The following is a 10,743-nucleotide window of genomic DNA, read 5'->3' as shown; positions in this document are numbered from 1 at the left end:
GGAAAGCCAGTTCGTCACGCTGGTGAATGTCAATGGCCGCCATGGCGGGGGCCACTAGCCCTAGTGGGTGTCTGAGTCAACCGGATAGGCACGGAATGACGGTCGATGATCGAGCGACTGTTCGATGCGAACGTGCATCGGCATAGGGTTCATGATGTCGATGAGCCGTTGTTCGAACAGGGCCGGGTCCGTGAACTGCAACAAATTTTGGCCAAACCTCGCCGGGTCTTTCCGCAACAGTTGTAGCTGTCCGAAAATTTTCTTCGGCAGCCTGGAATATTGTGTAAGCCTCTTATCCATTCGTGACCTTGTGAGTTTTAAAATGATAATTACAGTCCCACGACGAAAGGAGACGATGCCGCGCCAGATTAGTATCAAGCATCGATGAATACTTTACGACGAGTGTGGTCATGCGGTCACAAGACTGCCACGGCTGTTGGACGCTTTGGTAGAGCGAGGAGTTGAGAAGGGATAGCCGACGCCAGAAATTGTAACGCGATAACGCTTCGGGCTGATTATACCTATCTTTCTGGCCCTGAGAACATTGATACGATAGCTGCGCATGGGTACGAGCGTGCTTGAAATGGTTCACTTCCGATATATTTCTTATCTCTTTTCGGGTCCTCAAATCAACATCTCTTTTCAAATACAAGATAGCGCCAAAACTTCGTCAAATAAATGCTAAATCTAGACTAAAAGACCATTATAAATTTCGCATATATTTCTGTGAATTGGCCGCATCCAAGCGAGATCGTCTGGTATCACAAGAGACTGGTGAGCCGCAATATAATTTGCCATACGAGATTTTATCTCGTCGTCATTTTTTGCCCCCTTGATCATCGCGCCAAATGCGGAGATCGAAGCAGGGTGCTTATTGGTAAAACTTAGCCACTCCCTCTCTAAAGATTCAACCTTGATCGGTGAGCGCCAAATAATCTTCGAAGCACTGACGTGATCTATAAAATCCGGAATTCTAACGCGTGAAACGTCTGAAAAATATATTAAATAATTGTTTGTATGAAGCGGAAACTCTGCAAATACATTTTTTGTCCCATGTATGTTCGCTCTACTCTGGAAAAAAGGTTTCAAAAAACCAAGTTTATTTGGCCGAAGTTTGGCCTGATATTGGACCCATGGACGCAAACGCGGGAAAAGTCGTTCCACTCGTCTGTTTTCAATCTGTCTAGACAAACTGATAGAAGACCATCGAATACATAGGTTTGAGTTTCGTATCAATCGGTGAGTTTTTTCGAACAGGTCTGGATGGGCAAAATCATCGTCGTCAGAGAAAAACAAGATAGAATTTGATGTCCAACGCTCTAAATCAGATTCAAATATCGATTGTGTGATAATAGCGTCTGCTTTCATTCTTTCAAATTGCTTATACGAAAGCTCATTTATTCTTAGTCTAATTGAAAAAAAATCTATATTAAAATTTCTGTTCCAAATCTCGATAAGTTCCTGAACATTTTTTGGAAAACTCGCGGGCAGTGGATTTGGAAGAAACAACTCCGGATTGAGCCTTTTTTCTGTCAGCCAGAGGTTAGCACTTTTGCTCCAATCGGGCGCGTTTCGGACAACAATTATCTTTTTTAAACTAGCTAGTTTGTTCGTCATAATTTGGATCTCCGATCAAAATTTATACATTGGCTTAGTGGTATTCTTGAGACAGATATAAATATGAAGAGACAGTTCTCAGCGGCCTTACCATGAAGCGCATCAGCACGAAATTTTTTGGACCGGAAAACATACTACATGCAGTTCAATTGTTCTTTCATTTTTGCAATAATTTTTTTTCCTTTTTTGGCGTAATATCCATCAGCGTACCGTACACTTCCGAGCATATGAAACATTTTGACGGCTTGATCGGTTCCTAGTCCTGGGTATGTAGAATATTCTGGAAATGGTAGCATCGAGACTGTGCTAGCGTTCGCGATTACGAAATTTGACGCACATTGCTCTGTTCCCCACTGCTGATGCCTCGGCCCAAGAGACGCCTTCATGTTGGAATAAAATTCTTCGAGCACGGTAGTCCCCTCCGCTGTCCGTGCGAAACCTGCGATCGCCGCGGAACCACGGCAATACCTCAGTCGATCCGCGTTCGGCCAATTCTCAAAGGAACGTTCCAAAACTAGCCCGACGTAATTAGACTTTGAGAGTTTTGCTTCGGCACTAGCTGCTGACAGCGACATTATGGGTCGATTACGATCAACATATGCAAAGCTGGCATTCGCGTTAATTCTTTCCTTGATTTCGTCTATATCACCGCCGATTGTGATAGTATCAGAGTCGAGCTGGATAACAAATTCATGGCGCGCACGATCTAAAATATAGACCAATCTCTCCCAGCAACCGCCATGTTGGAAAGCGTGGACATCAATTTCTTCTATTATTTGAAATTCAATTCCTACAATGTGATGTTTTAATTTATCAATTTCCTTTTCCTTCATTTTTTTTGAGATAATCGCGATCACGTTCCCTGATCCTAAGTTCGAATAAAATGATTTGATCGCCAAAATATACATCGGAACATCCGTCTCACCTACCATTGAAACGATTGTCCAAGGTGCCTGAATTAACCGGAGCGGAGGCGTATCAAGAATTCCCCGGATGCTCCACTCAAATTTCCAGCGACAACCACGCCGCTTCAGGTCGTAAAACATCCTATAGCCCCCAAACACATAACCATTAGTCTTTGCCGAATTGCTGTTAACGACACGCAATTGCCGGGGCTGTAAACCCACGCTGAATATCCGAGAGATCGCATTATGACCTCGTCAAGCTCCTATCCAGTTCCGGCGGCTTCAAGGCGCATAAAACCCAAAAGCAAAGATCGCGCCACAGTCCACACGGAACCGTGAATAACATTGCGTACATTGCCCGGTAAGCTGTAACAATCGAGTCGTGCGGAGCACGGATAGCTTGCAGTCGCGCTCATTGAGGTTTTCACGATCGAAACGCATCCTCGTTACCCGGTCGATCACCTTACCGCTCCGCCATCCGCCCCAACGCCGCCGGGCCAAGCGTTGCGCTATGTATGAACATCTTCAAGTGCAAAAGTGACGTGCTTCGAGCACCATTCACCTCCAACACCACCGCCATCGGCTGCGTCGGGTGGCCGAACAAATCCGTCCAGGCCAGTTTCAACCTTGTGCGCAGATTGCCGTTGGTGCCGTGGCCGTCGATGAAGAGGGCGCTGGCGGTTGTGTGATTGCCGTGTTTGGTGGTGACCAGGGTCCAGTCCGGCGGGTCGGCGCCTGGGATGTGGATGGTGCTGATGAAGGCTTCGCGGGTGTCTTGCAGGCTCAGGGCGCGCCGTGCGTCGAACACGGGTTTCGGGTCGGTGCGGGGTGGGAAGATTGCGATGGTGGCGGTGATGGCGTTGGCGCAGGCGAGGCGGATGGCGCGGCCGCCGGCTGGCAGGGGTTGGGTGCCGGGTAGGCTGGTGCAGCCGGCGGGGGTGGGCGGCAGGGTGATGGGGGTGGCGGCGGCTTCGGCGCTGACGAAGGTTGCGAGGCCGACCACAATGATTGCCACGGCTGGGATGGCCAGTGCGGGGCGGAGGGTGCTTGCGAGTGCGGGGGGTGGTTCGCCTTCGACCGAGGCGGTGCCCGCACCGGGGCGTGCGCTGTCCTGGCGGAAGGGCAGGCCGAGCAGGATCAGGATGAACAGCACGATCGAGAAAAATATGTAGCCGTACAGCACGTGGTCGGTCGCACCCGCCTTGGCGCTGCCGAGCAGATGGCCGAGCAGCACGATGCCGAGGGCGCGAAATCCGTTCGCCACCACCGGCACCGCGACGCTGATGATGATGAAGGTGAGGCGCCGGCCGGTCGAGCGGAAGATCAGCAAAGCGTAGAGCACGCTGAAGGCGATGGCGGCGATCAGGAAGCGCAGGCCGGCGCAGGCTTCGGCGATGTGGAAGGCGCCCTGGGCGATCTCGATTGTGTAGCCGTGGCGGTAGTAAGCGATGCCGAGCAGGTTCAGCCCGATATCGACGAAATCGGTGGTGAATTGCTGGAGGGCGGGGACCAGGAAGCCGCCGAACGGGATCAGGAACACCAGATAGAGCAAGGGGGCGATCATGGCGCGGTAGACGCGCCAGCCGAGCACGCCGAGGATGAGCGCCTGGACCATGCCCATGGCGGCGAGCTGGCGGCCTTCCATCACGCCCAGGCGATCGGCCGCGAGCCAGAGGAGGGCGCAGGGGATGGCGAGGCCGATGGCGCGGGCGTTTGGCGCGGGGGTGAGGCCGCGCAGGCGGCCCCGACGGTCCCACGCGAGCCAGATGGCGATCGGCAGGATCAGGAAGCAATGGTTATAGGCGGTGGATGCCGCCCAGACCTGCACCGCGGCGGCGATTTCGGCGTGGAAGACCAGGGCCATCAGCAGGAGGGCGGCGGCGAGCACGGTGAGCGTGCCGCGATAGCGCTGCGGTATGTGGCGTTGACCTGTGCGGGTGGTGGTGGCGCTCATGCGGGGATCTTTTGTGGGGAGGGCTGGGTTGCGCCGAGCAGGGCATCGAGCGGGGCGAGGGTTTGTGCCCAGGAATGGTGCGCCTGCACGGCGGTGCGGGCGGCTTCGCCCATCGCGGCGTGGCGGCCGGCGAGGACGGCGGTGGCGTGCGCGACCCAGGCATCGGGCGTGTCGGCGACCAGAAGATCGTGGCCGGGCACGGCATCGATGCCGGTGAAGGCGGCGTGGGTTGCGAGCACGGGGCGGGCCATCGCCATAGCTTCGAGCACCTTGTTCTGCACGCCGCGGCCGATGAGGAGCGGGGCGATGATTAGATCGGCATGGGCGAGGTAGGGCCTTGTGTCCGGCACGCGGCCGGTGACCTGCACCGCCCCTGCCCGCTCGAGCGCGCGGACCGCGGGGGCGGGGTTGGAGCCGACGATGACGAGCAACGGGTTCAGCGCGGCGAGTTTCGGCAGAATTTCGGTGGCGAACCAGACGACCGCTTCGATGTTGGGGCGGTAATCCATCGCGCCGGTGAACAGCAGGGTTTTTCGGTTGGCGGGGAATGGCCGTTGGTAATTTGGCGCGGGGGCGAAATAATCGAGATCGACGCCGTTGCCGATCGCCATGGTGAGGCGGGCGGATTCGGGCGCGAGGGTTGCGAAATGATCGCGCTCGGCCTGCGAGACGAACAGGGTGCGGTCGAAGCGTTGGACGCAGGCGCGCTCGAAGGCGAGCAGGGTGCGGCCTTCGCGCGCCCAGACCAGGCGCTGCGGCCAGCGGGAGGTGCGGCCGTAGGCGGCGAATTTTTCGGAATCGATATCGACCATGTCCAGCAGATGCGGCGTGTTGGCAACGAGATCGGCATAGGGCGCCATTGCGGCGGAGTAGGCAATGACCCGTTCGATTTTGTGATCGCGCGCGGTGCGGCGGACCCAGTTGGCCAGGTGCTTGTCGTGGAAATAGCCGGTCAGCAGCGGCGCGCCGGGGCGGCAGCGGGCCAGGGCGCGCAGGCGGGCGCGGCGTGGGTTGAGGGGGATGCAGGCGAGGCTGGTGACGCGGGCGCGCAGGGATGGGATGTGCACCGCATCGGCCGGATCATCGATGAAGCAGCCGAGATGGATGCGGAAGTTGGCGCGCAGATGCTCGATCATGTGAAAGGCGCGGATCTTGTCGCCCTTGTCGGGCGGGTAGGGAATCCGGTGGCAAAGATAGAGCAGGTCGCGCATGGTTCAGCCCAGGCCGCGCACGATGAACGGGCCGAGCGCGTTGGCGACCGGGCGGGGCAGACGCTTCCAGAGTTCGATTTTGCGCTGATATTTCGGGCTGAGCGGATTGGTATCGGGCAGGGTGGCACCGGGCTGGAGCAGGAATTGATAGCCGAGCGGGGTCGGCGTGAAGCCCCAGTTGGTCTTGAATTTATGCGGCCCGGTGTCGCGCTTGCTGCGGCCGAAATCGAATGTGCCGAGCCCGAGCGCGATGGCGCGGCGCATGACCTGCCAATACATGAAATCATGGCCGCCCTTGCCGCGCGCCGCCGTGCCGCCGCCGGCGTAATAGGGCGAGATTTCGCCTTTGTAGGCGAACGACAGCACGGCGCATAAGGCGGTATCGCCGTCATAGACGGTCAGCACCTCGGCATCGGTGCCGAAACAGTCGAGCAGCAGGCGGAAATAGCGGGCGGGGAACACCGGCGTGCCGAGATTATGCACGCTCTCGGCGTAGAGGCCGAAAAAGCGCCGCCAGTCCCGGTCGATCCGGCTGGTCAGGCCGAGTTCGATGCCTTTGCGGACCACCGCGCGCTGTTTGCGGGGGATCAATTTCAGGCAGGCGTCTTCATCGGGCGGCAGGGCGCGGCGGAATGTGTCGTAGATCGGCGGCCCGGGCTGCCAGCCGGGGCGCTGGACTGGATCGTGGATGGTGCGGATTTCGAACGAATCCGCTCCGATCTGGCGCATCAGGGCGGTTGCCGCCTCGATCAGGGCTTCGATCACTGCATCATCCGAGCCGATCGGGCCGCCGTAGACGCAGAACGGGGTCGAGACCAGCGTGTTGCGGTGGAACAGGCGGGATTTCATGTGCACCAGCGGCAGCAGGCCGCAGATGGCGCCGGCGCGTTCGGCCAGCATGAAATAGGGGCGCTGGCCGAACGCGGTTTTGATGACGTCCTGCCAGGCGGCGCGATGGAAAAAATGCCCGGCCGGATGCGCCAGCACGAAATCGTCCCAGCGGATGCGATCGTCATCGGTCATGACGCGGCAGGTGATGCTCATGCGGCGGCGCGGGCGATGACATCGGCGAAGACGCGATCCATCCGGTCCCAGGTGAAATCGGCCAGCAGATCGTCGAGCCGTGCGGGCATGCGCGCCAGATTGACCCGGTGGCGGAAGCGCGACGACCATTTCGCGGCCGGTACGCTGGGTTGCGCGGGGTCGAACTCCCAGGGGTGGGAGTAGAAAATCGCGGGTCTGCCCTCACGCCGGTGCAGGTGGCGCACGCCGAACCGGTAGGCGGCGTAGGGCAGCAGCCTGAAATAGCCGCCGCCCGCGCAGGGCAGGTTGCGGCCGAGCAGTTGCACCGTGGTCATCGGGATTTCGACCAGGTTGCACGCCGCCGGCTGGTAGGGGCCGCGCGGTGCCGAGGGCGCGCCGTACAGATCGTGACGGACCGGAAACACGCTGGAGCTATAGGTATGGCCGGTTTCGGCCAGCACATCCCACGCCCAGGGGTTGCGCGGCCCGATCGAAAACGTCGGTGCACGATAGCCGGCGACGGCGACGCCGCCGATGTCTTCCAGGATCGCTTTCGCGCGCGTGAGATCGTCGCGGAACTGCTGCGGCGTGAGGTCGGTGACCAGTTGGTGGCCGTAGCCGTGGCTGGCGAGCTCGTGGCCGGCGGCGGTGATGCGGCGGATCAGCGCGGGGTGGCGTTCGGCGACCCAGCCGAGGGTGAAGAACGTCGCGCGCGTGCCGTGCCGCGCCAGGGCGGTGAGGATCAGATCGGTGTTGGCTTCGACGCGGCGGGGGATTTTGTCCCAATCGGCGCGATCGATCGCGCCGGCATAGGCCTGGACCTGGAAATAATCCTCGACGTCGATGGTCAGGGCATTGGCGATGGTCGCGGGCGCCGTCATCGTGGGTTCAGGGCTCATTGCGGGATTTGATGACCTGGAACAGGCGATCGACCACCTGGTCACCCTGATCGCGGCCGGTCTCGCCGGCGGTTACGGGCGTGATGGCGGCGGGCCGGCCTTCGAGGTCGGTTTCCAGCTCGCGCGCGATCGGGCCGACGATGTCGGCGGTGATCACCGGGTAGTGTTCGAGGGCGGCGTTCAGCAGGATGCGGCTGCACAGCCGGTTGATCCGCCGTGGCAGGCCGCCGGTTGCGTCGAAAATCGCATCGAGCGCGCCGGCGTCGAAAAAACCCTCGGCCTTGCCGCCGGCGGCGGTGAAGCGGTGCAGGATATACGCCTCGGTATCCTCGCGGGTGAGCGGGCCGAGGTGGTAGGAGGCCAGAACGCGCTGGCGCAATTGATCGAGATCGGGGTGGGCGAGCAGGTCGCGGAACTGCGGCTGGCCGAGTAGCACGATTTGCACCAGCGCCTGGCCGCGCTCGGCCATGTTCGACAGCATGCGCAGTTCTTCGAGCGTCGCCGGGGCGAGACCCTGCGCCTCATCGACCACGATCAGGGCGCGGCGGCCGCGCAACCGGTCGGCCCGCCAGCGTTCCTTCAGGCGGAGCAGCAAGGTCGCCTTGTCGCCGGCCGCCGACAGGCCGAAATCCGCAGCGATCAGGCGCAAGATGTCTTCGGGGTCGATCTGCGTGGTCGAGATGCTGGCCAGCCGGTAGGTCGCTTCGTTCAGCTGCGCCGTCAGCCGCTCGACCAGCGTGGTCTTGCCGGCGCCGACCTCGCCGGTGATGACCACGAACCCCTCGCTCTGCGCTAGGCCGAACAGCAGATGCGACAGCGCACGGCTGTGTTCGCTGCTGGCATAGTAATACCGATCATCCGGTGTGAGCCGGAACGGCATGTCCGCCAGGCCGAGGTGTTCGAGAAACACGGTGCCCCTTTCAGAAGGTTTTCTGGATGCCGACGGTGAAGATTGTCTCCACGCCGTTGTTGCCGTAGCCGGAATAGCCGACGCCACCGCCGCCAAAGCTGTTATAGCCCTGGTTGGTCACGCTGATCTGCGTATTGGCATAGAGCGTGGGCGACACGCGGTAGGTGAGTGCGGCACTGGCGCCGTAGGTGGATGTGGTGGACGCGCCGAGCGCGGGGGACGAGGTGCGTCCGTAGTTGAGGTAGAACAGCGCGTTCAACCGTTCCGACAATTCGTGCGATTCCGACAGCGAGATCGAGGCGCTTTTCTGCGAGAAGCCAGCGAGCCCCGGCGATGTCGCGACCAGCGTATCCTGATAGGCCTGCAACGAGACCGAAACGACATCGCGCGCGAATTGCGTGGTGAGCGACGCGGAGAGCTGCTTGTTCTTTGTCAGGCCGGATTGCACGCTGAGGGACTGGTTGGTCAGCAGCACCGGCTGGCCGCTGAGGCCGCCGACCGGCAGGCCGACGCTGTTGACGCTGCTCGACGCGACGCCGAGACCGACACCCTGTTGCTGGGTCGACAGCACTTCCGAATAGGACGCCGCCAGCGTGGTGCGCGCGGTCAATTGGTAATCGAACCGGATATAAGGCGAATTGAAGCCGTACATATGCTGATACCGCGCCTTCAGCACGCCGCCCTCCGGAAAGCGGATGGTGGTGCCGATGCTCCAGGTCGCATCGCGGATCAGGGTCGGCGGGATGCCGGAATAGGCGATATCCTCGTAGCCGCCGGAGGCCGACAGCACCACGTAAGGGGTGAGAGCGTAGCGCAGCTTGTCGGCGATGAAATATTGATGCGCGCCGCTGAGCACGCCGGTGCCGTCATCCTCGGTCGCGGAGAAACTGGGGGTATCGTCGAACCGCTGGAAAAACGGGATCGTGGTGAAACTACCGGCTTCGGTCTGCGCGAACAGATTATTGCTCTGAAAATACGGCTGATTGGCCCCGGGCAGATAGGCCGAAGCGCCGGACTGGCGAGTGTATTGCGCCGAATATAGCAGGTTGAGCGTGCCGAGGCGAAACACATCGTTGAACGAGGGGGTGACCGAATAGCTCTGCGTCAACGTGGTGTTGTTATTGTTGTAGATCGAGGTGCCGCCGGGCGATAAGCCGCCTGTTGTCGCCTGATCGGTCGCGTAGGCCCGTGCCTCGACCGTCAGTGAGCGGGGCAGCAGTGTCGCATCGATCACGCCGTCGAGCGATTGATCGATGCGGGTCGATTGCTGCTGATTGGAATAGAACTGGATGCTCGGATTGTAGTCGAGCGTGAACGTCGTGCGCGGCGTTGCGCCGTTGATCAACAGGCCAGGATTGATCGAGGTGACGAATTCATGGCCGCTACCGCCGTTCCCACCGTAGTTCCCGCCGGTCACGAACTGCTCGGATGCGCCGATCGAGGGCACGATGGTCAGGAACGGCGCCGGTGCCGCGCCGCCGCCCAAGCCGCCGGCCCCATTCCCGAACGCGCCCGATCCGGGTGCGTTCGACAAGGTACCGACATTGCCAAGCCGCACCGCGCTGCCGAACGGTGGCGCACCGCCGAGCGTTTCCAGCCCGGAAGCCGCGGGGTTCAAGGCAGTCGAGCCGCTCTGGGTGGCCGATGCCGCGGTGGCGTCGCTCGAGGATGACGCAACAGCGCCGCTACCGGTCCCGCCATCGGCGCGGGCCAGCCCGCAGGGTCCGGCGATGGCGACACCGGCCGCCAAAGCCATCCATGAAACGCTCGCTAAACTCCGACCTGCTCGCATCCCCAAACCTTTTCTTTTGCAACCTTAAGTACAGGAGCACGAAACGACGCGATGGACCAGTCAAACCGATCCGAAATGACGACGAAATACCACGCGGACCGACACGGGGCGTCGGTCGTTCGGCATCACAACGCAAAACTGCCGCGGCCACGCTGGGTCATGCGGTTCAGCACCAGGCTGATGTTCGGGCAGGCATCGATCATATCGAGCGCACCCTCGACATCCTTGCGCCTTGTCTGCCCGGCCTCGACCACCAGGACGATCTGCCCGACGATCGCGGCCAGTTCCATCGGGTCGCTGTTGGACAGGCAGGCCGGGCTGTCGATCACCAATATGGCTCTTGTGGCGTTAGCTGTTGATATTGGCTACGAGGGTCTGGTTTGATGTGAGGAGACGATCCATGGACGTGGCAGATTTCGAATCCTGGCTCGG

General features: G+C 60.0%; 10 protein-coding genes. 1 reads left to right on the top strand and 9 read right to left on the bottom strand.

The features are described 5' to 3' along the window. Nucleotides 1–105: 105 nt before the first annotated feature. Nucleotides 106–246: a hypothetical protein gene (locus B7X49_RS15580; protein WP_286840119.1), complete on the top strand. Its 141-nt coding sequence runs from the start codon at nucleotides 106–108 to the stop codon at nucleotides 244–246. 441 nt (nucleotides 247–687) lie between these two features. Here the strand turns inward: B7X49_RS15580 and B7X49_RS15575 are convergent, their stop codons facing one another. The 9 genes from B7X49_RS15575 to B7X49_RS15535 form a co-directional block, all read right to left on the bottom strand. Further along, nucleotides 688–1,617 (bottom strand): hypothetical protein, encoded by a 930-nt coding sequence (locus B7X49_RS15575; RefSeq protein WP_286840116.1) that lies wholly within the window; start codon nucleotides 1,615–1,617, stop codon nucleotides 688–690. A 134-nt stretch (nucleotides 1,618–1,751) separates the two neighbouring features. Further along, entirely contained in the window at nucleotides 1,752–2,744 is a 993-nt protein-coding gene (locus B7X49_RS15570; RefSeq protein WP_286840113.1) for a hypothetical protein, read from the bottom strand. A 241-nt stretch (nucleotides 2,745–2,985) separates the two neighbouring features. Next, nucleotides 2,986–4,476, bottom strand: a complete 1,491-nt coding sequence (xrtA, locus tag B7X49_RS15565; protein WP_286705110.1) for an exosortase A — start codon at nucleotides 4,474–4,476, stop codon at nucleotides 2,986–2,988. Then, a complete protein-coding gene (locus B7X49_RS15560; RefSeq protein WP_286705109.1) occupies nucleotides 4,473–5,687 on the bottom strand; it encodes a TIGR03087 family PEP-CTERM/XrtA system glycosyltransferase in 1,215 nt (404 codons plus the stop codon). Before B7X49_RS15560 ends, xrtA begins: the two co-directional genes overlap by 4 nt. A gap of 3 nt (nucleotides 5,688–5,690) precedes the next feature. Continuing rightward, complete coding sequence (locus B7X49_RS15555; RefSeq protein ID WP_286705108.1) at nucleotides 5,691–6,731, bottom strand: FemAB family XrtA/PEP-CTERM system-associated protein; 1,041 nt, start codon at nucleotides 6,729–6,731, stop codon at nucleotides 5,691–5,693. Beyond that, entirely contained in the window at nucleotides 6,728–7,609 is an 882-nt protein-coding gene (locus B7X49_RS15550; RefSeq protein ID WP_286705107.1) for an XrtA system polysaccharide deacetylase, read from the bottom strand. Before B7X49_RS15550 ends, B7X49_RS15555 begins: the two co-directional genes overlap by 4 nt. Beyond that, the gene (locus tag B7X49_RS15545; protein ID WP_286705106.1) at nucleotides 7,599–8,519 is read right to left on the bottom strand and encodes an ExeA family protein; all 921 of its coding nucleotides are present in this window, start codon (nucleotides 8,517–8,519) and stop codon (nucleotides 7,599–7,601) included. The genes B7X49_RS15550 and B7X49_RS15545 overlap by 11 nt, the downstream gene beginning before the upstream one ends. Before the next feature lie 10 nt (nucleotides 8,520–8,529). Then, nucleotides 8,530–10,275, bottom strand: coding sequence for a hypothetical protein (locus tag B7X49_RS15540; RefSeq protein ID WP_286705105.1), 1,746 nt, complete (start codon nucleotides 10,273–10,275; stop codon nucleotides 8,530–8,532). Nucleotides 10,276–10,436: 161 nt separating this feature from the next. Then, nucleotides 10,437–10,640, bottom strand: coding sequence for a hypothetical protein (locus B7X49_RS15535; protein WP_286705104.1), 204 nt, complete (start codon nucleotides 10,638–10,640; stop codon nucleotides 10,437–10,439). Between the last annotated feature and the right edge of the window lie 103 nt (nucleotides 10,641–10,743).

Source organism: Acidiphilium sp. 34-64-41 (assembly GCF_002282635.1).
GTDB lineage: Bacteria > Pseudomonadota > Alphaproteobacteria > Acetobacterales > Acetobacteraceae > Acidiphilium > Acidiphilium rubrum.
The sequence above is the reverse complement of the archived record's forward strand: the minus strand, read 5'-3'. Positions and strand labels throughout refer to the sequence as shown.

Excerpts from the sequence above, each read along its gene's own strand:
- B7X49_RS15580 (WP_286840119.1), top strand. The coding sequence starts at position 106 with ATGATCGAGCGACTGTTCGATGCGAACGTGCATCGGCATAGGGTTCAT.
- B7X49_RS15575 (WP_286840116.1), bottom strand. The coding sequence starts at position 1,617 with ATGACGAACAAACTAGCTAGTTTAAAAAAGATAATTGTTGTCCGAAAC.
- xrtA (WP_286705110.1), bottom strand. The coding sequence starts at position 4,476 with ATGAGCGCCACCACCACCCGCACAGGTCAACGCCACATACCGCAGCGC.
- B7X49_RS15560 (WP_286705109.1), bottom strand. The coding sequence starts at position 5,687 with ATGCGCGACCTGCTCTATCTTTGCCACCGGATTCCCTACCCGCCCGAC.
- B7X49_RS15555 (WP_286705108.1), bottom strand. The coding sequence starts at position 6,731 with ATGAGCATCACCTGCCGCGTCATGACCGATGACGATCGCATCCGCTGG.
- B7X49_RS15550 (WP_286705107.1), bottom strand. The coding sequence starts at position 7,609 with ATGAGCCCTGAACCCACGATGACGGCGCCCGCGACCATCGCCAATGCC.
- B7X49_RS15540 (WP_286705105.1), bottom strand. The coding sequence starts at position 10,275 with ATGGCTTTGGCGGCCGGTGTCGCCATCGCCGGACCCTGCGGGCTGGCC.